At 40.5% G+C, this 25,892-nt stretch carries 19 protein-coding genes and 1 pseudogene; 11 read left to right on the top strand and 9 right to left on the bottom strand.

The window, feature by feature from the left end; all coding sequences use genetic code 11:
* Nucleotides 1-37 precede the first annotated feature (37 nt).
* Together ABT996_RS06270 and ABT996_RS06265 are read left to right on the top strand one after the other, a co-directional pair.
* The gene (locus ABT996_RS06270; RefSeq protein WP_035448676.1) at nt 38-2,554 is read left to right on the top strand and encodes an excinuclease ABC subunit UvrA; all 2,517 of its coding nucleotides are present in this window, start codon (nt 38-40) and stop codon (nt 2,552-2,554) included.
* Between the two features lie 265 nt (nt 2,555-2,819).
* Nucleotides 2,820-3,689, top strand: a complete 870-nt coding sequence (locus tag ABT996_RS06265; protein ID WP_035448674.1) for an Rpn family recombination-promoting nuclease/putative transposase — start codon at nt 2,820-2,822, stop codon at nt 3,687-3,689.
* Between the two features lie 66 nt (nt 3,690-3,755).
* Here the strand turns inward: ABT996_RS06265 and ABT996_RS06260 are convergent, their stop codons facing one another.
* Entirely contained in the window at nt 3,756-3,836 is an 81-nt protein-coding gene (locus ABT996_RS06260; protein WP_137422624.1) for an IS3 family transposase, read from the bottom strand.
* Between the two features lie 206 nt (nt 3,837-4,042).
* On the opposite strand from ABT996_RS06260, the gene ABT996_RS06255 reads away from it, so the two are divergent.
* Genes ABT996_RS06255 through ABT996_RS06240 form a run of 4 tightly spaced genes read left to right on the top strand, consistent with a single transcriptional unit; the run spans nt 4,043 to nt 6,171 of the window.
* A complete protein-coding gene (locus ABT996_RS06255) occupies nt 4,043-4,765 on the top strand; it encodes a metal ABC transporter ATP-binding protein (protein ID WP_035448672.1) in 723 nt (240 codons plus the stop codon).
* Nucleotides 4,746-5,132 carry a hypothetical protein gene (locus tag ABT996_RS06250; protein ID WP_225361414.1) on the top strand — a complete coding sequence of 129 codons (387 nt, stop codon included), beginning with the start codon at nt 4,746-4,748 and terminating at the stop codon, nt 5,130-5,132. Before ABT996_RS06255 ends, ABT996_RS06250 begins: the two co-directional genes overlap by 20 nt.
* A gap of 12 nt (nt 5,133-5,144) precedes the next feature.
* A complete protein-coding gene (locus ABT996_RS06245) occupies nt 5,145-5,546 on the top strand; it encodes an ABC transporter permease (RefSeq protein ID WP_225361415.1) in 402 nt (133 codons plus the stop codon).
* Between the two features lie 4 nt (nt 5,547-5,550).
* The gene (locus ABT996_RS06240) at nt 5,551-6,171 is read left to right on the top strand and encodes an alpha/beta hydrolase family protein (protein ID WP_010688382.1); all 621 of its coding nucleotides are present in this window, start codon (nt 5,551-5,553) and stop codon (nt 6,169-6,171) included.
* Between the two features lie 63 nt (nt 6,172-6,234).
* On the opposite strand, the gene ABT996_RS06235 is transcribed toward ABT996_RS06240, so the two are convergent.
* Nucleotides 6,235-6,906 carry a histidine phosphatase family protein gene (locus tag ABT996_RS06235; RefSeq protein ID WP_035448670.1) on the bottom strand — a complete coding sequence of 224 codons (672 nt, stop codon included), beginning with the start codon at nt 6,904-6,906 and terminating at the stop codon, nt 6,235-6,237.
* A 100-nt stretch (nt 6,907-7,006) separates the two neighbouring features.
* Entirely contained in the window at nt 7,007-8,872 is a 1,866-nt protein-coding gene (locus tag ABT996_RS06230) for a monovalent cation:proton antiporter family protein (protein ID WP_035448668.1), read from the bottom strand.
* A 128-nt stretch (nt 8,873-9,000) separates the two neighbouring features.
* Between ABT996_RS06230 and helD the strand changes: the two genes are divergently transcribed.
* Nucleotides 9,001-11,301: an RNA polymerase recycling motor HelD gene (helD, locus tag ABT996_RS06225; RefSeq protein WP_035448666.1), complete on the top strand. Its 2,301-nt coding sequence runs from the start codon at nt 9,001-9,003 to the stop codon at nt 11,299-11,301.
* 311 nt (nt 11,302-11,612) lie between these two features.
* Here helD and ABT996_RS06220 read toward each other — a convergent pair whose 3' ends face one another.
* Nucleotides 11,613-12,176: a GDSL-type esterase/lipase family protein gene (locus ABT996_RS06220; RefSeq protein WP_035448663.1), complete on the bottom strand. Its 564-nt coding sequence runs from the start codon at nt 12,174-12,176 to the stop codon at nt 11,613-11,615.
* A gap of 92 nt (nt 12,177-12,268) precedes the next feature.
* Here ABT996_RS06220 and coaA point away from each other — a divergent pair, with 92 nt between their 5' ends.
* The 3 genes and pseudogenes from coaA (at nt 12,269) to ABT996_RS06205 (ending at nt 15,480) form a co-directional block, all read left to right on the top strand.
* Entirely contained in the window at nt 12,269-13,189 is a 921-nt protein-coding gene (coaA, locus tag ABT996_RS06215) for a type I pantothenate kinase (protein ID WP_010688377.1), read from the top strand.
* Between the two features lie 136 nt (nt 13,190-13,325).
* Nucleotides 13,326-14,879 carry a glutamine-hydrolyzing GMP synthase gene (guaA, locus tag ABT996_RS06210; RefSeq protein WP_010688376.1) on the top strand — a complete coding sequence of 518 codons (1,554 nt, stop codon included), beginning with the start codon at nt 13,326-13,328 and terminating at the stop codon, nt 14,877-14,879.
* A 250-nt stretch (nt 14,880-15,129) separates the two neighbouring features.
* A pseudogene (locus ABT996_RS06205) lies at nt 15,130-15,480 on the top strand (YjdF family protein).
* A gap of 440 nt (nt 15,481-15,920) precedes the next feature.
* On the opposite strand, the gene ABT996_RS06200 reads toward ABT996_RS06205, so the two are convergent.
* From ABT996_RS06200 to ABT996_RS06190, 3 genes are all read right to left on the bottom strand, one after another.
* Entirely contained in the window at nt 15,921-16,049 is a 129-nt protein-coding gene (locus ABT996_RS06200; protein ID WP_263851999.1) for a hypothetical protein, read from the bottom strand.
* Between the two features lie 2 nt (nt 16,050-16,051).
* On the bottom strand, nt 16,052-16,339 hold the full coding sequence (locus tag ABT996_RS06195; protein ID WP_035448661.1) for a type II toxin-antitoxin system RelB/DinJ family antitoxin: 288 nt from the start codon (nt 16,337-16,339) through the stop codon (nt 16,052-16,054).
* Nucleotides 16,340-16,420: 81 nt separating this feature from the next.
* The gene (locus ABT996_RS06190) at nt 16,421-16,897 is read right to left on the bottom strand and encodes a flavodoxin (protein ID WP_010688372.1); all 477 of its coding nucleotides are present in this window, start codon (nt 16,895-16,897) and stop codon (nt 16,421-16,423) included.
* A 563-nt stretch (nt 16,898-17,460) separates the two neighbouring features.
* Between ABT996_RS06190 and ABT996_RS06185 the strand changes: the two genes are divergently transcribed.
* Nucleotides 17,461-23,340, top strand: coding sequence for a Rib/alpha-like domain-containing protein (locus tag ABT996_RS06185; RefSeq protein ID WP_052006376.1), 5,880 nt, complete (start codon nt 17,461-17,463; stop codon nt 23,338-23,340).
* Between the two features lie 58 nt (nt 23,341-23,398).
* On the opposite strand, the gene ABT996_RS06180 is transcribed toward ABT996_RS06185, so the two are convergent.
* A complete protein-coding gene (locus tag ABT996_RS06180; protein WP_035448658.1) occupies nt 23,399-24,376 on the bottom strand; it encodes a LacI family DNA-binding transcriptional regulator in 978 nt (325 codons plus the stop codon).
* A gap of 106 nt (nt 24,377-24,482) precedes the next feature.
* Nucleotides 24,483-25,877 (bottom strand): glycoside hydrolase family 32 protein, encoded by a 1,395-nt coding sequence (locus tag ABT996_RS06175; protein WP_035448656.1) that lies wholly within the window; start codon nt 25,875-25,877, stop codon nt 24,483-24,485.
* Nucleotides 25,878-25,892: the final 15 nt, after the last annotated feature.

Below are 25,892 nucleotides of genomic sequence, written 5' to 3'. Positions count from 1 at the left end.
TAGCAATGACTGAGTCCGCTTTTTTAGTGAGGTATACATGGAAAAAATAGAAAAACTGCCCCAACAGATCGAAGTTCGTGGGGGCAAAGTGCATAATTTAAAAAATATCGATATTGATATTCCATTACATCAATTTGTGGCGATCTCGGGTCTTTCGGGTTCGGGAAAGAGTTCACTTGCGATGGGGATCTTATATGAAGAAGGTTCACGGCGCTATTTAGAAGCCCTTTCGACCTATACTAGAAGACGACTCAAGACCGGAAATAAAGCTAACGTCGAAAGTGTCAAACATATCCCATCAGCATTAGCCTTACGCCAACGTCCCGCGATCCCATCTGAACGGGCAACAGTGGGGACGATGAGTGAATTGCTAAATGTGATCCGCTTAGTCTTTTCGCGCTTAGGGCGACCTGTTTGTCCCAATGGGCACGCGTTTGGTCCGGATCTGAAAGTTGCCCAAGCGATGAGTAAGTCCGGTGAAGAGATGGGGTTACTGACATGTCCTACTTGTGGAGTGGAGTTTTATGCCTATGGTGCAGAAGATTTTGCTTTTAATTCGACGGGGGCATGTGAAACTTGTCAGGGGACAGGAAATGTGCGCCAGTTAGATGAAAGTAAGTTGATCGCCGATGAAGAGTTATCGTTGGCAGATGGAGCAGTTGCTTCTTGGCGCTTACCGGGGCGTAACTTCATGCCTAGTGTGGCTGAACAAGCAGGGGTCCGGATCAATGTGCCTTTTAAAGAATTGACAGCTAAAGAAAAAGATTTTGTGTTAAATGGACCCCAAAAGAAGTTCAAGATGGATTTTTGCACAAGTACTGGCCGGGTCTTTCATGATTTCAATGTTTTGTATGAAAATGCCCATCAGGCTGTTTTAGAATCGGCGAAAACCAGTAAAAGTGAACGGGCGCAAAAAAAGATCAGTGAATTTTTCCATTATTCGACTTGCCCGACCTGTCATGGAACGCGACTCAAGCCAGAATTGTTGCGTCAAAAAGCAGGTGGATTAAATATTGCTGAAGTTACCGAACTTAGCTTACACGCTTTAGCAGAATGGAAAATGCAAGTCTTAAAAACATTGCCAGCTGAGATGGATACCATGGCACAGGCGATCTTTGCTGAATTTGATGATGATCTCAAACCTTTATTAGAACTAGGTTTGGATTATTTAACACTAGCTCGCAATGGTAACACGCTTTCGACAGGTGAGTTGCAACGGATCCAGTTGGCTAGGACTCTTCGCACAGAAACGACGGGGGTCTTATATGTTTTAGATGAACCGTCGATCGGGTTACATCCTGATAATATAAATGGTTTGTTGAATGTCTTTAAACAATTAGTCGCTCAAGGCAATTCGCTGGTCGTTGTCGATCACAATGTTGATATCGTCAGAGCAGCTGATCATATTATTGAGATCGGGCCTGGTTCGGGGGATAATGGGGGCCAGATCATTGCCACTGGGACTCCAGCGCAATTAGCTAAAAATAAAAATTCGTTGATCGGACCGTATTTGAATGGGACCGCTAAGTTGATAGCTCGTCCGATCCAGCCAGTGGATACAGCTAAAATTACGATCGCTGTGAGCGAGCACTATAATTTACATGATGTCAAAGTTGATCTACCACTTAATCGTTTGACCGCTGTCACAGGCTTTTCCGGAGCAGGGAAGACCAGTTTGATCTTAGACTCCTTAGTGCCAGCGATCAAGGCCAAAGCTAAGGGAGAAGGCTTACCGGCACAAGTGAGCGAGCTTGATTCACCGCTAAAAGATGTTGTCAGCGTCGATGCGAGTCCGATCGGTAAGACTACCCGTTCGACGACAGCAACCTATACGAGCATCATGGACAATTTGCGGAAGTTGTTTGCTAAACAACCACTGGCTAAAGAACGCCACTATACGCCGAGTTATTTTTCCTATAACAATAAGCAAGGTGGCTGTCCTGAGTGTGGTGGAACTGGGGTCGTGACCTTAGATGTCCAATATTTACCTGATATGGAACAGACATGTCCACTGTGTGCCGGGAAACGTTTCCGCCCTGAGATCCAAGCGGTCAAATGGAATGGTTATTCGATCGTGGATATTTTAGATATGGATGTTGATCAAGCTCTGAACGTATTTAAAGCTGAGCCTAAGATCTTACGGGAGTTAGAGTTATTAAAAGAAGTTGGGCTGAGTTATCTGCATTTAGGTGAAAGTACGCCGAGCCTTTCTGGTGGTGAAGCGCAACGTTTGAAATTGGTAAAGCACTTGGATCATAAGCAAGAAACAACGCTCTTTGTCTTTGATGAGCCGACGATCGGGTTGCACCCATTAGATGTGAAAGTCTTGCTTCAAGTCATGCAAAAACTCATCGATCAAGGTGCGACGATCATTACGATCACGCACGATCTGAATTTGATCGTCAATGCTGACTATATCTTAGATCTTGGACCACGCGGCGGAAAACATGGCGGTAAGGTCGTTTTCAGCGGTACAGTATCAGAATTATTGGCTCACCCGACAAGTTTGACTGCCAAAGCCCTAGCGAAGTATTGGCAACGATTCGAACGATAAAAGTTGATAAATACAGAAGACTACTAGAGTTTAGCTTGAAAATTCTAGTAGTCTTTTTATTAAATGTGAAATGATTTAACAACTGATAGGACACTAAAAAGTTACTAATAGGGATGTTATCTTAGCAGGATAAGTCATTGAAGAACTAGCATAGGTCCATGAATATCTGCTATTTTAGTGGAAAAATTACCATTATAGCACCAGTTCGTTATACTTGAGCCTTTCTTATCTTAGGTCCAAAATAGGCTCAAAAGGGGATGAGGAAATGAATGATCAGGAAAAAGATCTTCCAAATTGGGAACAGGCAACTTTCAAAAATAGCGTGATTTTTGCGTGGATCGTTTCAGAACATCCAGAAGTTTGTCTTGAATTACTTCAGTTGATCTTACCCGAGTTAGCGGTTACTGAGATCTTTGAAGTCATAAGTGAATATACCCAAAAAGCTAGCCTTAAAAATCATGGAGTTCGCTTTGATGTCTATACTGAAGATGATCGTGGGCGGATGTTTGATCTTGAAATGCAAGTCGTTGATCAACATGATCTAAGTAAACGGATCTCTTACTACCAAAGTAATTTGGTGCGACGGGCACTAGCTTCGGGATGTGCCTACAATGAAAAGGCTGATACCTATGTGATATTCATTTGTGACTTTGATTACGGTCGCTCTGGTTTACCTTTATACTCGACAAAGATGATTTTACATGAAAATCGCAAGGTACTGGATACAGGTGTCCATAATATCATTTTGAACATTAAATCTAACAAATTGTCATTAGTATCGAAGCGATTAGCTGCATTCTTGAATTACTTAGCTAGTTCCAAAGTGACTGATGATTTTACTCGAAAACTGGATGAGTTAGTCACTGAATTAAAAACAGATACCAGAAAGAAGGACCATTATATGGAATACAAACAAGAAATTGCGTCACTTAAGGCATATATTAGAGAAGAGACTCGAAAAGAAACTCGAGAAGCAACTCAAAAAGAAGAGCGTGAAAAAACGATCAGTGTGATGATCAAAAAGATGGTAGCTAAAGGCTATGATCGGCAAAAAACACTGGCTACGATCTTAGAATTTACAAACTACAGTGCACCGGAAGTAAGTGAGATCTACGACAAACTTTTAGTGAAGTAGAGCTCATAGCTCAAAAAAGACGCATTGCACTGGCACCGTCAAGTAGGCAATTAAATAATTAAAATCCTAGGCAGCCTGATTTCGGTATTCTTCCGGAGTTAGGCTGTTTAGTCTGGTTTGATAGCGTTGTGTATTATAGAACTTGATGTAGTAGTGCTTGATGTTCTACATTTGTCAAATTATATTTAGACAAAAATTAGATTAATATGAAAGGGATTCACTGACCAATCGCTGATTTTACTATAGTTCTTTAACTAAAAAATTAAAATCTTTTGACATAAAAAATTCCTACTTGAATATTTTTTTAATCTATGCAATCATAATATAAAAATTAATATAAGGAGAATTTTTAGGTGATATGTTTAAAAGATGTATCTCTTGGATACGGGAGAGATGTTGTGGTTAAAAATGTTGATTTTATGCTGAGTAAAGGTGATTTCGTTGCATTAGTTGGGGCTAATGGTGTTGGTAAAAGTACATTGATAAATACTTTGGTAGGAATTTTAGAACCAATTACAGGGAAAGTGTTACTTGAATTTCAAACAAAAAGAAAAAATCCATTTAACGATATTGGCTTTAGTCCACAAGATCAAATTATGGATTGGTACATAAATGTGTATGACAATATTATTCAAGGACCTGTGCTCGCTGGTTTTCCTCGTAAAGAAGCAGCCAAAAATTGTAAAAAAATGATTGAATTACTAGATATTACTGAAATAAGTTCATCACCAGTTGATCATATTTCAGGGGGGCAACAACAACGAGTCCAGATCGCACGAGAATTAGCTAAAGATCCACAGATATACATATTAGACGAACCCACTACAGGACTTGATGTTGAAACTTCTGAGAGACTATTTTCATTCTTGAAAAAGCGTAGTCGGCAAGGTGCGCTGATTCTAGTATCATCTCATGATCTCACACTTTTAGAAAATTATGCTGACAAGTTGATTTTCTTAGATAATGGGGAACAAAAATATTTTGGTTATCTAAATGATTTTTTAAATGGGGAAACAAGCTTGCGGGAAAAATACTTGAAAGAAAGAGGGAAGCACCATGGATCCAAAAAATTTTAGAAATATTTCTACTGGGGTAAAAGCAATAAAAATTATTGCTTTTGGAGAATGGCATGCATTTAAACAGAACAAGGGGCTTTTGCTATCAATGGCAATGGAACCACTTATTACTTATGGACTATTAGTTTTGTCATTGAATACGAGCTTGGGGCAAGTAAAAATCGATAATGTAACAGTTTTGTACAAACAATATGCTCTGACTGGGATATTGACATTTTTTATGACAACACAAATGTCACAAGCAATGTACCGCGCAACAATAGATAAAGAATACGGGTTATTAGCACTTAAATTTTTAAATAGTATTCAGCCGTGGCATTATTTAGTTGGAATGAATTGTTTTCCAATTATTGGTTTACTTTTCTAGTGCTTTATCTTATTGTTACTTGGACTAGTATCAGAAGGAATATATAAAGTTAGCTTATTTTTATTAGCTATTTTAGTCGTGATCGTATCGCTAGGATTTTGGACTTCTCTAGGGATCTTATTAAGTACGAAGATAACAACTTATGAGAAAAGAGATGTTGTGATGACCTTGATATTTAGTCCGGTATCGTATGCAGCGCCAACATTATATGTTTTTTCAGATGATCTACCATTGATAGTTAGGATATTGACTATGATCAATCCACTGACATATCAGTTGCAAGCTATTAGAACAGTAGCATTTGGAAGTTTTGATGTCACTGTACTTATCATAGATTTTTTACTTACATTAGGTATGATGTTTATAGCTCAATGTGTTTTGTGTAAAATTCCCTTAAAATTATCAACCAGGTGATCTAATGGAAAAAGAAATAATAGAGTATATATACTTTTTTTCAAAAAAAATAGTTGTATATTTACATGGGGGACCTGATTTTAGTATTAAAAACGAGGATGATGATCCATTCGTAAAATATTTATTAAAAAATAAAATCAATGTGGTCATAGTGAATTATCCTTTGGTATCTGGCGAAGGTGGAACTACGGATTTAAAATTCGTAAGATGTAAAATTTTTGCAGTTATCGAAAAATACAGTGAGTATATTTTATATGTTTTAGGGGATAGTTATGGCGGATATTTAGCAAGCTTATTAACAGATATTTCTAGGATTAAAGAAGTTATTGTTGTTAGTGGATTTATTAGTTTAAGGTATCAATATCTGTTTTCAACAGAAAGATCATGGTTAAAAGAGTATATGGATAAAGGTGCAACTGATTTTTTTGAGATCGTTCAAAAAAAGAGAGTTAACTCGCCAATATTGTTTATTCAAGGTTCCGCAGACGAAACTACACCGATAATTCAGTTTGATATTTTAAAAAATAATATGAAAGTACATAAACTTATTGGGTTTAAGCATCGAGAAAAAGGGGATAAATTAAATGAGGTGCTAAAAATTATCTTATCTCAGATCAATAAGTAAAACCTGCTTGAATTTTTTGTTTAAGAAATTCAAGCAGGCTTTTCTACTTTTTTGTAGGGGATATCAATATTTAGCGTCATCTTGATAGCGATTGAAGTATGCTAATTTGATCTTACCGTTATCGTCCACATCAAACCGAGTCACAGAACCATTCTTGGGACTGACTGTAATGTCGACTTCAGGGGCAAAGCGTGAGGTCAAACTGCGGATCAAAGTTGAATGGGCCACAAGCAAGATCTTGTCGCCATCTGACGCGATCTGGTCGAGATATTCAAAACCTTGATCGACTCGTTGCCAGTATTCAGCGTTATTTTCTGCATCATGGAAGGGATCGACTTCTTTGGTAAAATCACGTGCTTTTTCGATCGAGTACTTGGTGATGATGTCATTAAAGGTCCGACAACCATGATCTGCTCCGATCATCAACCAGGCTTGGCTAGTGTCACTACCTTCAAAATAGCCAAAGTTTTGTTCTCGAAAACTCGGCAAAGCTTTTGGGGTCAGATCTTCAGAACTAGCAACATTTTCTTCTAGGATATAGCGACATGTCCGCGCTGCGCGATTTGTGTCACTGTGAAAGGCATGGGCAAAGTTGAGGTGGGCGAGTCTTTTACCAGCTTGATGCCCATCTTCTATTCCTTTGGGGGTCAAAGGTGAATCACACCAGCCTTGGATCTTATTGTAGCGGTTGAGATAAGTCTGTCCATGGCGGACAAAGTAGATCGAATATGCCATAAAAATTCCTCCCATAACAAATATATTTGTCTTAATTATACCATGAAAGCGGTATACAAAAAGACACGCAAACAAATTAATGTTGCGTGTCATGGTTTATTTATTCATAATCATTTAGTTTACTGATCTTTTTACGGATATCGTTAACAATGTCTTTGTTAGCCGAGAATAATAAGTGGTCACCAACTTGGATCTGCGTATTACCATTGACCGGGATCGCTTTATGATGACGGAAGATCCGGCTGACAGTGATCTCTTTGATAAATGGCAATTTGCGTAATTCAAGCCCAGCAAATTTGGAGTTACGCACAACGACTTCGTATAAACGTGAATCACCAGTGATCAAATCAAGGGTCGATGGGGATTCGATGATCGCCCGCATCATGCCAACAGTGGTAGCAAAAGTCGTAAAGAATTCGACCCCTGCGTCAGAGAGGCGTTTATCCATTTCTGCCATGCTCGTCGGATCGCTATTTTGGATCCGAGTCAAAACGCGTTCAACGCCGTATTCTTTCGCAGCTAAAGCTAAAGAATAGTTGATATCAACATCAGAGTGACCTAAGACCAGGATATCAGTATCAAAGATCTGTTCTTTAATGAGATCTTTTGGTTCAAGACTATCGACCAGGTGCACATTGTCACGATAGTCATAGGTTTTATAATTCTTTTTCCAGTTGGTATACATTTGGATGTCATACCAATCTTCATTTAGCTGTTCAGCTGTATTGATCGTGACCAAGTTGACCCCAATGATCGTAACTTTGGTCTTTTTGAGATCTTCCGGTTCAGGCTTGTGCAATTTATTAAAGACAAGCGGTCCTAAGATACAACTTACAACAGCGGCTAAAATGAAGGCCCCTGATTGTTCGCTTGTAATGACTTTTAAGTTTTGAGCGACCGTCAAAGTAGCCAGAACTAAAGTGATCGTTGTTTGAGAAAGCATCGCGCCAGCTAAAGCATTGATCCGCTTGAAGCGTTGACGCAAGCCAAAGTAAGCTGGAACTTTAGCCAAAACATAAGCCGCAAAAAACAGCGGGATCAAGATCAATGTTTTAGGTGAACCTAGTAGGCCTGGAATGTCGATCTTGGCCCCAGTTAAGATGAAAAAGAAAGGAATAAAGATCCCATAGCCGATCGCATCGAGCTTTTCTTGAGTACTGTGAGCTGGTTGGAGCAATTTGATCACGATCCCCGCGATAAATGCCCCTAAGATATCTTCAGCCCCGACTGATTCGGCTAAAACGACTAACGTGGTGATGACCAGTAAAGCTAAGCGAATGTCGATCTGTGTAGTCGATTTGTTGATCTCATCTAACGAAGTGAAGAAACTCCGGAAACGCTTGAAGATCAAAGCTCCGACGATGAAAAGTAAGAAGATCAACCATGCGCTTTCACCTTTACCTGAAACAAACGAACTGTAAATGGTCAGACATAGTAGTGGAACGACCTCACCGAGGACCGCGATCAGTAGTAGAGCTTGGCCGAGTGGTTTGTTCAACAATTCATTTTCTTTCAAAACAGCGATCACGACCCCTAACGCAACCGTTGAAAACAGGATCGCTGCCAGGACAAAGTTACTGAATAGACCCGAGAATTTAAATAGTAAAGCTAAGGCTAAAGCCATCAACAAACTGCCACCATAGGCGACGACAGCTACTTGAACGGGAGAAGTTGAGGGAGCATTAGCTGCTTTTTTGCGTGCCAGCGGGGTAAGTGGCCCGTTATTTTTCTTGAAAAGTGAAAAATCGATCTCCATACCACTCAAGAAAAGTAAGAAAATAACCCCGTAATTTGAAAGAAAGCTTAAGACACCTTCAGTTTGAACCAGGTCAAAGCCACTTTTACCGATCACGATCCCGACGAGCACTTCTGCTACCGCGGTCGGTAAAACGCTGATCTTAAAGCGTTGTAAGACCATCGGGGTGACAAATGCCACGAGTGTAACTATCAGTACAGAAACTGACATGAGATTTCCTCCTTAGAAAATGTTTGTTTCATTATACACAATCATTTCCTTGAGTTCAAAAACACGACAAAGAAAAATAGATATGCTACAATAGAATATCGAAAATTTGTTTGAGCGGAGGGTAAATAATGGCTGAAAGTATTAAGCAACAAGAACAAAAACGCATGGATCGGGTGGTCGATCAGATCAAGCAAGCGCAAAAAAAGGCGCAAAAAAATATAGCTACCGCTAAAAGCGATGCACAAGCGATCCAAGATGATTTTAAGAATAATCTCCGTATCAAGACGGGGACTTATTCGGGGATGATGGAGACCGCTCTAACTGTGCGCCAGCAACAACAGCAATTAGCCGAACGGGAAAATAACCGAACGCAAGCCGCCAAACGTTTAGATGTGCTCGAAAAGATGGAGAAAAAGCCATATTTTGCCCGGGTCGACATCAAAGAACAAGGTGAACAAAAACAAGAAAAGATCTATATCGGGTTAGCTTCATTTTCTGATGAAAAGGACCGCTTTTTAGTCTATGACTGGCGGGCTCCGATCTCAAGTGTTTACTATGACGGTGGGTTAGGCAAAGTTGAGTACACGACACCCGTGGGCAAGCGTGAAGTCGAACTCGAATTAAAACGCCAATTCATGGTCGAAGATGGCAAGATCGTAACGCTATTTGATACGGATGAAACTGTGGGAGATCAGATGTTGTTGGAAGTCCTAGATGAAGGTTCCGACACGAAGATGAGAAGTATCGTGACGACGATCCAAAAAGAACAAAATAAGATCATCCGTGATACCAATTCAGAGTTGTTATTTGTTCAAGGGGCAGCTGGTTCGGGTAAGACCTCGGCTGTTTTACAACGAGTGGCGTATCTCTTGTATCGCTATCGGGGCAACCTCAACTCCGGTCAAGTAGTGCTTTTTTCACCGAACCAGTTGTTCAATGACTATATCGACCAAGTTTTACCCGAATTAGGGGAACAAAATATGGTGCAGATGACCTATCATCAATTTACCAATCGACGTTTACCAAAAGTTCGAGTTGAAACACTACAAGAACGTTTTGAAGAAGAAAACCAAGGTATCGACCAAAAGATCAAGGCTGTTAAGGATAGTTTGAAATTTTTTAAAGTTGCGACAGCTTACAGTAATTACCTTGAAAAAAGTGGGATGCGTTTCAAAAACATCATGCACAATGGTGAAATTTTCTTCTCTAAAAAAGAAATCAGAGATATCTACTACAGCTTTAATGAAAATTATCATTTAGGAAATCGCTTGAGTGCGACTAAGGAAGCTTTGATCAAGCGCCTAAATTCTAAAGTTGCTCAAGCGGCGAAAACCGATGAAGTTCAAAAAGCGGTCCAAGATCTTTCCCAACAACAACTAAATGAGTTGTATGGCGATCAACCGCGTAATTTTGAAAATGGCGATAAAGAGCTGAATTTCTTAGCGCGCCAATATGTCATGCAAGACTACAAAAAGATCCAAGTTGCGATCATGCGAAATCGTTTCTTAAACATCAATGCCCAATATGTGCATTTCTTACGCAGTGTACCGGAATTGTTGGATCTAAGCGAATTTGAGCTGACTAAAGCAGAGTGGGAAGCGGGTATCGAAAAGACGATCAGCATGCTCAAACAGCGGCGTTTATCCTTGACCGATGTAACGCCATATCTTTACCTATATGATCGGATCACGGGTAAGAAGGGTGAACGTGATATCAAGCATGTCTTTATCGATGAGATCCAAGACTATACGGCCTTTCAATTGGCGTATCTCAAAACCCAATTTCCGCGGGCTAAATTTACGATGCTCGGTGATTTGAATCAAGCAATCTTTACGAAGGAAAACAGTCATACACTTTTGAGCGAGCTAAGCACGATGTTTCCAAAAGAAAAGACAAAAGTCGTGCAGTTGACGACCTCATATCGTTCGACCCAACAGATCACGGACTTTACCAAGGAAGTCTTAGTCAACGGTGAAAAAGTGACGGCTTTTGAGCGTAACGGGAAGAAACCAACGATCATTGTTGACCAGGACAAAGATGCTTTAGTGAATGATGTTGTGGATATTTTAGCTAAAAATGATGCTGCGAAACAGACAACGGCGATCATCGGGAAGAGTTTGGAAGAATGTGAAGAACTTTTTAACTTGTTGCAAGCTAAAGGCGTCAAAACGACGCTGATCCGCACGGAAAATCAGCGTTTGGTCGCTGGAACTTTGATCGTGCCATCTTATTTAGCTAAAGGGCTCGAATTTGATGCAGTCATCATGTGGAATGCCGATCAAAAAAATTACCATGATGAGAGCGAACGTCAGCTGGTCTATACGATCTGTTCACGGGCAATGCATCAATTGGATATTTTAGCCATCAAAGAGTTATCCCCATTGTTTGCAACTGTGGATAAAAATTTATATCATTTGATCAAACGTTAAGCACAGTAAGCTGCCTCACTGAGGTGGCTTATTTTTTTGATCGCTACATTCGTCTTCACATATTTTACGAGACACATTATCAAATACGTGTGTAAAGCTGACAGCATCTAGCAGATAATAAAAAAATCACCACGATGCAAAAAATGCATCATGCTGATCCTTAGCTATTTATACGGCATGTTTCACACTCTATTGAAACGTGTTCGACAAAGCAGCACCTAGCAGATAATAAAAAATCAAGCAGAATGCAAAAAGCGCATTATGCTTGATTTCCCATTATCTGTACGGCACTACCCGCATTGTTTCACACTCTAGTTTAAGTTTGCGAGCTTTGCTTTTAAGAGAGGCTCGAGTTGATCGACGAGATACTGGTAAGCTTTCTTGGAATAATGTAGATCATCTTCTTGAAGTAGTTCTTTTGGATCTTTTGTCTTACAGTAATCAAACCAATCTAGGGCAGGGATCTCGAATTCCTTTGCGACAGTCAAAGTCTCTTTAGCATACTGCTCCATCTTGGAAAGTGGTCGCAGATTGGCGCGCGTTGGCCCCGCGATCCCCGGTGTGACCAAGAGACATTTATTAGGACTGATGCAGGTCAGCATATAAGCTAAATTGTTGTGGTAATTAGCCAAGAAGACTTCTTTGCTGGAAACATCATTGGTGCCAAAGAAGATCACTACGATATCGGGTACCTCATTTAAGACATCCTCACGTAGTCGTTTGCAGGCATTACGTGTTTGATCACCAGGTAAACCACGGTTGATGAATTCAACATCAGGGAATTTATCCTCTAAAAGTCGGGTAAAGATCGGACTTGAATGACCATCAACGACCCCTGCTGTTAAACTATCACCGAATAATACTACTTTAGTCATGTTTCCGCTTCCTTTATTGGTAAATTTATACAAAATCCGTGCTATAATTGTCTATTATAAGATAGAAAACGCTATACAAGGAAATAATACGCATGGAAAATCAAATAAATTACTATAAGATCTCACGTAAAGAGTGGAGTGGTTTTTATAAAGACCATATCGCTCCTTTGACTGAGGCTGAACTGCAAAAGATAAAATCGCTAAATGACCGTATTTCGACTGCAGATGTGGCCGATATTTACATGCCTTTGATCTATCTGCTCAAGATGTTTGTGACTACTCATCAAAAGCTCCAAGATGATCAGGCAAATTTTTTAGGGATACGTCCGCATAAAGTGCCCTTTATCTTGGGGATCGCGGGTTCGGTAGCTGTCGGTAAGAGTACGACGGCGCGTTTGTTGAAGACATTGCTCAGCGAAGTTTATCCCGATAAAAAAGTCGAATTGATCACGACTGATGGCTTTTTATATCCAAATAAGGTGTTAAAGAAAAAAGGCTTGATGAGTCGCAAGGGTTTTCCTGAGAGTTATGATATGGAACGATTGATCAGTTTCATCAATGATGTTAAGAATAATTTACCTACCAAGGCTCCCGTTTATTCACATGAGGTCTACGATATCATTCCCGGTGAATACGAAGAGATCGCTTCGCCAGATATCTTGTTGGTCGAAGGGATCAATGTTTTGCAGTTGCCAAGTAAACAGAAGATCTATGTGAGTGATTTCTTTGATTTTTCTATTTATGTCGATGCTAAGGAAGAAGACATCAAGCAGTGGTATTTGGAACGCTTCGGGATGCTGCTAGATACAGCATTTAAAGACCCTAAGAACTATTACTATCCTTATGCTTTGGGAGATCGCGAAGAAGCTTTTGAGATGGCGGCTAAAGTCTGGGATGAGATCGATCATCCTAATTTGCACGATTATATCTTACCGACTAGAAATCGTGCTGATTTGATCATCGTTAAAGGGAAAAATCATTTGATAAATGAGTTGCTGTTACGCAAATACTAGAGCAGGTTTATTCGGGTTCTAGCTAAAATTTAATTAAATTCATGAAAAATGTACGTGAAAAACGATTGACCCAGCTTAACTCAATGAGTACAATGTAAGATAATACATGCAAAAATTTTATGATGAGGTGAATATCTTGGCTAATGTTGACATGCAAGCTTTTGACAAGATCATTGTATTGGACTTTGGGAGCCAGTATAACCAATTGATCACTCGTCGGATCCGTGAATTCGGTATTTACTCCGAATTATTATCACACAAGATCACGGCTGAAGAGATCAAGCAAATGGCGCCTAAGGGAATTATTTTCTCTGGAGGTCCAAACAGTGTCTACGATGAGGGAGCATTTAAAGTCGATCCTGAGATCTTTAATTTAGGTATCCCCGTGTTGGGTATCTGCTACGGGATGCAATTGATGACACAAGAACTCGGTGGTAAAGTTGAAGCCGCTGATAATAAGGAATACGGTAAAGCAGAGATCACAGTGGCTGATGCTGATACAGTGATGTTCAAAGATCTACCTAAGGAACAAACTGTTTGGATGAGTCACGGCGACTTAGTTACAGAAGTTCCAGCTGGTTTTGAAGTTACCGCTACAAGTGCAAACTGCCCGATTTCAGCAATGGCTAACACAGCCAAGAATTTCTATGCTTTGCAATTCCACCCAGAAGTACGTAACAGTGAATACGGTAATGATATCTTACGTCACTTTGCGTTTGATGTTTGTGGTGCTCGTGATAACTGGTCAATGGAAGACTTTATCGACATGCAAATTGCTAAGATCAGAGAACAAGTCGGTGATCGTAAAGTCTTGCTTGGTCTTTCTGGTGGGGTCGATTCTTCGGTTGTTGGTGTCTTGTTACACAAAGCGATCGGTGACCAATTGACTTCGATCTTCGTTGATCATGGCTTGTTGCGTAAAGGCGAAGCTGAACAAGTTATGGAAAGCCTAGGTGGAAAATTTGGCTTAAATATCATTAAAGTTGATGCTAAAGAACGTTTTATGGATAAATTAGCTGGCGTTTCTGATCCAGAAAAGAAACGTAAGATCATCGGTAATGAATTTATCCGCGTCTTCGATGATGAAGCAACTAAACTCAAGGGTATCGATTTCTTGGCTCAAGGTACACTTTATACTGACGTGATCGAATCTGGGACAGATACAGCGCAAACGATCAAGTCACACCATAACGTTGGTGGTTTACCAGAAGATATGCAATTTGAATTGATCGAACCATTGAACACCTTATTCAAGGATGAAGTCCGTGAATTAGGTGAAAAATTAGGGATGCCACATGAACTCGTTTGGCGTCAACCATTCCCAGGCCCAGGTCTTGGGATCCGTGTTATCGGTGAGATAACGGAAGAAAAACTTCAGATCGTGCGTGACTCTGACCTTATCTTGCGTGAAGAAATCGCTAAGCACGGTTTAGATAAAGAAATTTGGCAATACTTTACAGTGTTACCAGGTATCCGTTCTGTTGGTGTTATGGGTGACGGCCGGACTTACGATTACACAGTCGGGATCCGTGCTGTGACTTCGATCGATGGTATGACAGCTGACTTTGCGAAGATCCCATGGGATGTCTTACAAGAGATCTCCGTGCGCATCGTAAATGAAGTAGCTCACGTTAACCGTGTAGTCTATGACATCACGTCTAAGCCACCGGCAACGATCGAATGGGAATAGAAGGGACTTTTGAACTAAAATAGCCCCCAAATTTTGAAGTACCTTATAATTGTTAGATATAGTTCTAATAATTATAAGGTGCTTTTCTTTTAAATACTGCATACTTGTATAATAAAAATACAGTGCGTAGAATGTAAATAAGAAAGTAAAAACACAATTTCGGTTGGTAGTCCGAATGTATTAATATATCAGTAACCTTCCTCCTAGGATGTCCATCTTTCTTAAAAGCAATTATTAGGAGGGATGCATTGTGATTAAAGGTGCACTGACAATTATTTTCGATTATCCGTTTTATAAAGCTATCTTTGAACGGACTGATGGTAGTGAGTATTATGTTGCTCAAGTAAATCTTGGAACATCAATGCCACATATGCCCCAAATTTTGAATATGGTAAATTTTAAATTTTCTAAACTAAAGTTTTACAAAACTAGTATTGAAAAACAAAAAGAATATCATGTCAATCCAAAATGAGCTCAAAGATTAGCTCATAAGGCTATAAAAAATTCTTCTATTGGAACTAAGGCACAACAAGATTTAAAGAGACAATTCGAAGAAAAGAAAGTAATGAAGAAAAAAGCGATTAAAGTTAGTAAAGAGTAAGAAACTGAAAGACGTTACTTGTTGAGACAAAAGAAAAAACATGCTAAACATCGTGGACACTAACAATGCATTGAAGAGTCTGAGAGAAATTAGTTTCTCATTCTAAATCGACCTAGGTGATTTCATAGCAGTGAGATTATCTAGGTCGATTTTAATTGTTATTATGGATAAGTGAGTCTCTCCTGCCAGCCCACTATTGAACAAATTTTCTGTGTAATTTTAACGGAATTATGCCTAAACTTCAAATGGCTATCCGATAAGGTTACTTTAGTGGCCCTTGAAACAACTCATGATGGCTCCACATTCTTATCAAGCGAATTCTGGGATTGCTTTTATGTGGTAAGTATATTACCAAAACATTAAATTTACCATCAGCAAGATGAAATTCATAATAGCCACTATAGTTTTCGTTACGAGTATTTAGTAGTGTGGTTTATAGACTAGAGGAACTGTCCAGGCATTTTGAGTTCTGTTAAAGCAGTAGCGAGTTCTTTTGAGATTTCTGGATGATTTTTCTTAATATTTTGGTAATAGGTCAAAAACTGTGGTTCAAAGATGACATTAAACATATTTAAACCTCTGAATCAAGAAATTTGATGGCTTCGTCAATGTCATCAAAAGAGACAGAATCATCTTTGATCAATTTTAGTTCTTTAGCCTTAGTGAGAATTACAGTTTTTTCGGTTTTCTCAGTAGGAATATCATCTGAAATTTCAAATGGTAGATGATTTTGGAGCACGAATTGACGCGCTGCGATATTAAAATAAGTGTTAAGAGTGATGCCTAAAGAGTCTAATTCTTTTGTTAACTCTTTTTTTAAATCATCATTAAGGTAAATCGTAGTTGGTGTAGTTGTCATAATGATCACTTTCCCTCTGTGCTTATGGTAGCACAAATTTAGATGAACACTACTATAGTGTCATCTAAATAAATACGGCACCTACCTAAAATTCAATGTTTTCACCCATGTCTCGATTTGGTGCTGATTATTCAACACAGCTCCTTGAGTTATAGTGACATTATAGTTATTTTTCCTTAGAGTACGTTCAATATTAGCTTGCGAGCGTTTATAACCACTGCCACCCGATGTAGCAAATGATGTGAGATTTTTACCGTTAAGATCTAGCTTGTCGATAGCAGTTGTGATCAAGCACGGTGGGATGCCCCACCAAATTGGATGACCAATGATGACATTATTGTAATTGGAAATATCGGGTAGGTCGTCATTGATCTCGACCCGACTATTATGTTGGTGCTGTTCGATCGATATTCTACTCTGGGGATCGTGCCAATCAAGATCAGCGCTAGTGTAGGGGTGTTTAGCATGGAGCTCAGCGATATCTGCATCTAATTTATTGGCGATAACTTGGGCAACATTTTTAGTAGTATAGTACCAGTGCTTCGGGCATAGTATCAACTTCCTTTCTGAGTTTAGTATAGTGAGGAAGTAGTAGGCTGTAAAATGCTTGTTATTCATGGAAATTAATACTTATAATGCATGATGCGATCGTTGTAAATCATCTCAATCGTTTTGCGACGATTTATGGAATCGTCGCAAAATAACCGCGACGATGCTATGATTACGGCGAGAGGAAATGGATAAGACATTTGATGAATGTTTGGCAGGTAAACAGGATCTAGAGTTTGTGATGTTAGAAAAAGAGTTGCAAGAAAAGTTGTTGACAGATATTTTAACACAAAACATTTTTTGACCAAAGTCGGTGCTGGTCGTGCAACAAAATATCGTAAATAACCTAGGAAATATTTCCAAGCCTTGGCCTGATATAGATCAAGGCTTTTTATTTAAAACAATAAATCTATATTACTATAGGTACAGTCTTTTTGTTGTATAAAATAATTTTTATAGAATAAACCAGCGATCGTTCGTGGAAAAAAGTTGTTTTGTTCCAAGAAAAGTTTTATAACAAAGCTGAGCAGGAAGTACAGGGGGAGCATATTCTAAAGATAGGGGAAAGAAATATGCTTTCAAAAAATAATACAGATCTATACGCAAATAAATTAGCACCTAAACGGCAAAAATTTGCGATCAAAAAATTTACGGTGGGAGTCGCATCTGTTTTAGTTGGAACAACTTTTGCTTTATATGCAGGAACTAACCACGTTGCAGCTGACCAAGTCGAACCCAATACAGCGCAAAGTGCAACTAAAGATACAGTTGAACAAAAGGATGAAACTAAAAAACAACCTGAGGCAGTGTCGACTAATGCTCCTGTAGCGCCTGAAACGAAAGTACCACAACAAGCACAGGCAGCTACACCTGAAAAAACAGTGCCAACTCAAACAGATTCGCCGGTGTTAGAACAACAGCCAACTACGCCACAAAAACAGCCAGTTCAACCTGAAGTGGTCCCGAGCCAAGATGCTAGTCATGTGTCAGACATGGCCCAGTTTCAAACGGCATTGAACGATAAAAATGTGGCCGAGATCGTTTTGGACAAGGATGTCACTAATGATACTGACAACTACGTCAACGTTGATAAACCTGGTGTAGCACGGGATGTGACCGTTTGGGGCTCTAAAGTCGATGAACGAAATACGACATTGAACTTAGGCGACCATTCGCTTTATTTTTATAATAAGACCACAACGCCTGACCATAAGTGGCAACTCAACTTTAAAAATGTCAACGTAGAGACAAATGATCCACATGGTTATGGGGTCGTTAGTTTCCAAAATAATGGGACTGATGCCACCGTCAACTTTGATAATGTTAAAGCTAGTGGTAACGGTGTGCTAGTCTATGCACCGAATGCGACCGTTAAATTGCATGATGTATCTGCAACACCGACTTATGTAGAAAGTTCACCGAGTGCCAATGTGACGGCGAATAATGTTGATTTGAGTGGAAATGTTACCTTAACAGCTGGGGTCAATAATACAAGTACACCTCAAAACGTATATGCTAATGGAAAAGTAAACGTAAAGAGTGGCGCTAATGTAGTTTTAACGACCAATAATGCCTATAGTAACGAGACCCAAAATCTTACAGCAGGGGCTTTGCATGTTGAAAAGAATGCTAAATTAAACGTTAAAGTCAATACAACTGCGCCTAATGTAGCAGTGCCAACGGGTGGTACTTGGGAAAGCCTAGTGGTAAACTCACGGGCTGTTGATGTAACAAATGGGAATGCTAAGGTCGATGGCGAATTGACGGTCGATCCGTTCACTAAAGAAAAACGTGGAACGAGTGTGGTAGCAGCTGTAGTTCTCAGTGCTCCTGCAACTACGCAAAATGATCTAGTCATTGGCCCAACTGGGAAATTAGTCGTCAATGCGACGCAAGCTCCCAATACACGTGGGGTCTATTTTGTAAATAATGACCATGCATTTGGCGTGCAACATGGTGGACAGGTACTCCTTAAAATGGGACATGGTGTCTCTAATGCAGTCTGGAATCCCGATAATTTAGTCTTAAGTGATGGGGCTAAGTTAGACGTTGAAACTTACCAAGACAATAATGGCGTAACGAATGTTGGAATCGATAGTACTGGTGATGGTGCCCACTCTGGGGTCATCACGTTAAATTGGGGCAGCAGTGATCGACCTAATAACTCCGGTGTAACGACTGGTAATGTTCATGGGAATCTGACGGTCAAGCCCAATACTCTCTTAAAAGTCGTGCGTAAAGTTGATGAAAATAGCCAGCAAGCAGCAACTCCATTGATTTCTTATGGTGGTGTTGGTGGAAACAACGGGACGAACTCGTTAAATGTCGATCACGGTTCGGTCGTTTTAGAAGATGCGTTGCAAAAGGATAGTTTACAAAAATCTAACCTGGGTTATTATTCCTATTTGGATGTGACGGACAACTATCATTCTCCCGTGTATCCACTCGGGATGGTCTCGATGTGGGGCGTTGGCTCAACAAACCGGGTCAATGTCGTAGCACCTAAGCTATTTAAGATGGTGCGGACAGGTAAACAAAAAGGGATGCTTTTCCGTTTGGAAGCAACGGACAATAAGATCACGATGGATGCTGCCGATGATCAAAGTGTGCCAGTTAAATACGGAACGATCGCCAATGTTAAATACAATAACGATAAAGTATCGCAAGCTAAGAATTATGAATGGAATGTCAAAAATTTGAAATCAGTCAACTGGTTAGGCGACTATTCCATGAATTACTTAAATGCTAGAAAAGAAGGGACGCCATTTGGTTTGTCACCTGATTCAAGTGTAAGTTTTGCCCAAGCTACGCCACAGGCTGCTAAAGATGATTTTAATAATTACTTTAACTGGTGGAGTGCAACTAATTTGGAGATGGGTAGTGACTTAAATGTCTTTCATCCGTTTTACCAACCACTAGCAGTCATGCAAAATACGACACAAAGTGAAAATGTTTTATATCAAGATAGAGTCCAACCAAGCAATGTGAAGTACACGTTACTTGATCCGACGGGTGAATTCAGTTGGGCAAAAGTTGATGCTACAGGGACACTAACAGTAGCACCAACTGTAACGACTGACGTAGGATTATATAATGTCCCAGTAGAGGTCAGCTTTACGAGTGGGCAAAAAGTCGTCGCCTATGCGCCAGTGACCGTGTTGAATAGTGATTCTAAGGCTGTCTTTAATGATCGAAATGTGCTGTTGGGTGAAGTGAAACCAGTCTTCACGCATAAGACGAGTGATAAGGATATCCTACCAGCTCCGATGCAGGCGTTGAATGGTCTGACTGTTTATACCAAAGATGAGAAAACTGGTCGGTATTTGCCAGTTACGACCTATGTTCCAAGTAAAAATGGGAATCTTGTTGATACACAAACTGGGGCTGGGTTGCCAGGTGTGAAAGTAACTTGGGCACAAGCACCAACGACAGTCGTGGCTAAAGATAGCGATAAGACTGAAACTGAGCCGATGATGGCTTTAGTCGATGTCCAAAATAAACAGGTAAGTTTCCCTAAAGTAGGACTTTTCCCAGATCTGGGTAATTTTCCAGTCCCAGTGACGATGTATGGTGCCAGTGCTAAACCAGATGTTCATGCAACAAGAATATTGGAGCAAAGCTTACCGCAAGCTGCTTCAGTACTTCAAATGCCAAATTTAACGGCTCAACACGAAGCTGAAGTAGCAAGTGTTGTTTGGAGTAAAAAGCCAGCTCTAGATCAGACGACTCCTAAAGCTACTGGTATGGTAAGTGTAAAATTTACGGATGGAACTGATTTGAACGTTCCGGTAAATGTAGCAGTTGATCCTAATATGGCTGATTTAAACACCCCTCTTGCACAGGTAGTGAAAACTGAATTGAACAAACTACCTGAAGCTAAAAGTGGGGTAGCGAATAGTGCTGATCTACCTGGAAATACTAAATACAACTGGAAGAGCCCAGTAGAAGTGACAACACCGGGTACTAAACAAGGTACAGTGGTAGTAACATACCCAGATGGCAGCCGAGATGAGTTACCAGTGCAGGTAAAAGTGGAAACAGATGCCGATCTGTACACACCAAAAGGTCAACAAGTGAAAACAGAAGTAGGTAAGACCCCAGATGCTAAAAAAGGAGTGTCAAATAGCCAAGAACTTCCAGTAGATACAAAATACAGCTGGAAGAATCCAGTAGATGTGACAAAACCTGGTACTAAACAAGGCACAGTGGAAGTGACCTATCCTGATGGCAGCAAAGATGAATTGCCAGTACAGGTAAAAGTGGGAACAGATGCCGATCTGTACACACCAAAAGGTCAACAAGTAGTGACAGAAGTAGGCAAGACGCCAGAGGCTAAGAGCGGAGTGGCGAATAGCGCTGATTTACCTACAAATACGCAATACAGCTGGAAAAATCCAGTAAATGTGACAACGCCAGGCGAAAAACAAGGTACAGTGGAAGTGACCTATCCTGATGGCAGCAAAGATGAATTGCCAGTACAGGTAAAGGTAGGAACGGATGCCGACCTGTACACACCAAAAGCTCAACCAGTAAATACCGAGTTGAATAAAGAACCAGAAGCTAAAAGTGGAGTGGCGAATAGTGCTGAGCTACCTGTAAATACGCAATACAATTGGAAGAATTCAGTAGAAGTGTCTACACTAGGTGAAAAACAAGGCAACGTAGTGGTAACGTATCCTGATGGCAGTCAAGACGAGTTACCTGTAAAAGTAACAGTCTTAGCTCCAGCTTCGGACAAAAAGCCAGTGAAGATGATGACCGATGCAGAAAAATATACTCCTCAAAGCCAAAAAGTAACAACAAAATTGGGTAATGTTCCAGCAGCCAAGAGCGGAGTAAAGAATAGTGTTGAGTTACCAGCAGATACTAAATATAGCTGGAAGAATCCAGTAGAAGCATCCACACCAGGCGAAAAACAAGGCACCGTAGTAGTAACATATCCGGATGGAAGTAAAGATGAACTGCCAGTACAGGTAAAAGTAGGAACAGATGCTGACTTATACACACCAAAAGGTCAACAAGTAAATACCGAGTTGAACAAGGAACCGGAAGCCAAAAGCGGAGTTTCCAATAGCCAAGAGCTACCAGTAGATACTAAATACGGTTGGAAGAATCCAGTAGAAGTATCTACGCCAGGTAAAAAACAAGGTACTGTAGTAGTAACGTATCCTGATGGTTCTAAGGAAGAACTTTCTGTACCAGTAACGGTTTTAGCTCCAACTTCTGACAAAGGACCAGTAAAAGTGGTAACCGATGCAGAAAAATATACCCCTCAAAGTCAAGCTGTGACGACGAAATTGGGTACGGTCCCAGTAGCCAAGAGTGGAGTAACGAACAGTGCCGACTTACCTTCCGATACTAAGTACAGCTGGAAGACACCAGTAGACGTGACAACGCCGGGTGCTAAACAAGGCACAGTGGAAATGATGTATCCGGATGGTAGCAAAGATGAGCTACAAGTCGAAGTAAAAGTGGGTACAGATGCCGACTTATACACGCCAAAAGTTCAACAAGTAAGAACAGAGCTGAACAAGCAACCAGAAGCAAAAGATAGTGTGGTCAATAGCGCTACTCTTCCAGCTAAAACACAATACAGTTGGAAGAGTCCAGTAGACGTGACAACGCTGGGTGAAAAACAAAGCACTGTAGTTGTAACTTACCCCGATGGCTCTAAAGATGAACTGCCTGTATCAGTATCAGTTTTAGCTCCAGTTTCTGATAAAGAAAACGAAACATCAACTGATGCAGATAAGTATCAACCGCAAGCACAGCAAGTGACAACTGTTTTAGGTAAGCTCCCAGCAGCCAAGAGTGGTGTAACAAATAGTGGAGATCTCCCAGCCAAAACGCAATATAGCTGGAAAACTCCAGTAGATGTGACGACACCAAATGAGACAAATGCCACCGTAGTAGTGACCTATCTAGATGGCTCCACAGATGAATTACCAGTAAAAGTTGTGGTGCTAAATCCTGTTAAAAAGCAGGTCAAAGCAACTACTGATGCAGATAAATATGCACCACGACCACAAGTGGTAACGACCGAGCTAGGTAAGGTCCCGGCTCCACAGGCAGGTGTAGCTAATAAAGATGAACTACCGGACAAAACTGATTATAGCTGGAAACTGCCTGTCGATGTCACGACTGTAGGCACAAAACATGCGACCGTAGTAGTGACATATCCTGACAAGAGCCAAGCTGAAGTTGGGGTCACAGTAAAAGTTCATGCTAAAACAAAGACTAAACAAGTGACACAACAAGTTTTGGCGGTAAAGGATAATGCTAAGCGAGGCCACGGATCTGTGGGTGGAACACATAAGCATTTGGCTAAACAAGCTTTGCCTCAAACAGGTGAAACTAATGCTGGAGCATATGAATTACTTGGAGCATTCATCACGTTATTAGCCGAAATTTTAGGGCTAGGAGCATTTGTTGAGAAACGTTCGCAAAAATAATTACTAAATAAAAATGAGTCTAGAAACTTGGAATCGGCCAAGTTCCTAGGCTCACTTTTTATCCGGTGATACCTTCACGTAAAGTTACGGGAAGGACATATTCTAGCGAGGTCTCTTCATTATTCATGCGTTGTTTCAAGACTTCAACTGCTGTTTTAGCAATGTCTTCGATCGGTTGTACGATAGTCGTTAAGCCCGGTAAAATGTTGCGGATCACCTGTGTACCATCGTAACCTACGAGTAGAAGGTCTTCTGGGATGCGTTTGCCTTGTTCTAAGGCTAGTTGCATGATCAAAGCAGCATCGATATCATTAGAGGCAAATACAGCATCTAAGTCGGGATGATCGTGGAACATTTGGGTAAAGATCTGCTTTTTTTCACTATAAGGGATATTAAAATCGACCATGATCGTGAGTGGGGTCAGACCGTACTTTTTCATCGTATCTTCATAAGCCAGACGCCGGCGTTTAGTTGGTGTTTCGAGCTCGATCGGTCCATTAGTGTGGATGATCTTTTTAGCACCGCGCTTGATCAAGCGGGTCGTTGCCAAGACCCCACCGTTATAGTTATCGGATTCGATCACGGGAATATCTTGATTCATATTACGATCGATCGCGACGACAGGTAGATGTTCATAATTGTACTCGGCGATCCCGCGATTGTGTGTCCCGACGATCAGACCATCAACTTGCTTTGTTAACAGCTGATTGAGGTAATGCGCTTCTTTTTTAGGATCGTTCATTGAGTTACCGATCAGAACTTTAAAACCTTCGTTATAGAGCCGTTTTTCAAGTTCCGCACTCAATTCACCGAAAAAAGGATTGGCTATCGTGGGAAAAAGTAGTCCGATGATCCGGGTTTGTTTTTTGTATAACTGACGTGCGACGACATTTGGCTGATAATTGAGTTCTTTCATTGCACTATAGACTCGTTCGATAGTTTCCCGACTCAAATAGCCACGGTTATTCAGGACGCGTGAAACAGTTGTTTTAGATACGTTGGCTAGTTTAGCCACATCTTCTAGTTTAGGTCGCAAAATTCATCACCTCTTCTAATCAATTTTAGCAAAATTTTAGCCGAAGAGTTAAAAAAGAGTGTTCAACAGTACTTGGACTGTTGAACACGTCTCACTAGATAGCTTATTATTCAAATGTGATCGCTTGACCGTCTAAGCGATAAACTTGTGTCAAACATTGAGCTTTTGCAGTGAGCCAAACCTGTGGCGCATTATCAAAGTAGAAACGCTCAGTAAAGACAGCTTCACCGTCATTGATGAAGATCTCAAGTGAACTAGTATCGATGAAGATCTGTAGTTTGAGCTCAGAATTAGGCTTGATCGAAGCATAGCGGGCATCACCATTTAGGAGTGTAAAAGTATGTGTCGCTTGATCAAAAGTGAGCTTGACTTGTTTATCTTGATCAGTAAAGGCGAGCTCGAATGCTTGATCTGTTGTAAGGATCAGATCGATCTCAGCTTGATGTTCATTTTCGCAGAGCAAAGTTTTTTCAGTTACCTGTTTGTTCCAAACAGAAATTTCAGCAGTCCGTAATTGAACTGCTTCTTTAACAGGACGCATATAGAGCTGGTCATCTTTTAGCTCTAATTCACGTGGTAAGGTCAAAGCACCCGCCCAACCATCAGCTTTTTCCGGAAATTCACTTTCCCACATATCCATCCAACCAAAAACTAGCCGTCGACCATCGGGAGCCAGTGTTGTTTGGGTCGCATAAAAATCATGACCGTGATCTAACTCAGTGAAACCGCCGTGTTCAAAGGTATTAGTGGAGTAGTCGAAATTCCCGACAAAATAACCTGTTTGGAATAAGTTGAGATATTTTTGGCCTTGTGCTTCGATCCCTTGGGGTGAAAGTAAGAGGATATCTTTACCAGCCAATTCAAAGAAATCAGGGCATTCCCACATAAAGCCTTCTGTGGTCAAACCGTTAGCTTTTGCGATCACACCTAAATATTGCCAATCTTTGAGATCATCAGAACGATAGGTGATCGCCCGTCCAACACCATCTTTTCCTTGGCTACCTAAGATCATGTAGTATTTGCCATCTTTTTCCCAAACTTTAGGATCACGGAAATGGTGGGTGTTATCCTCGGGAGCGCTTGCAATGATCGGATTATTTTCATATTTGGTAAAATTGATCCCATCTGTGCTGTAAGCTAGATTTTGATTTTGCCAGAAATGATCTGGATCACCATCATCATAATAATGATGACCAGTATAGATCAGATACAAGACGTCATCTTTGACGATCGCACTGCCAGAAAAGCAGCCATCTTCATCGGCTTTGGTGTCAGGGGCAAGCGCGATCGGAAGACTTTCCCAGTGCACGAGGTCTTTACTGCGGGCATGTCCCCAATGCATTGGACCCCAGTCAGCGGAGTAGGGATGGTATTGGTAAAAAATGTGATAATAGCCTTTGTAATAACAAAAACCATTTGGGTCATTGATCCAACCAGCTAGGGCACTGACATGATAACCTAAGCGATAGCGGTCGTTGTTTAATTTGATCATTTGTTTCATAAAAATTCTCCTTTA

This window comes from Ligilactobacillus sp. RTP31139st1_D10_RTP31139_211217, from assembly GCF_040226755.1.
In the GTDB taxonomy this organism is placed as follows: Bacteria; Bacillota; Bacilli; order Lactobacillales; family Lactobacillaceae; genus Ligilactobacillus; species Ligilactobacillus animalis.
Note: the sequence above shows the minus strand (reverse complement) of the source record. Positions and strands in the feature narration are given on the sequence as shown.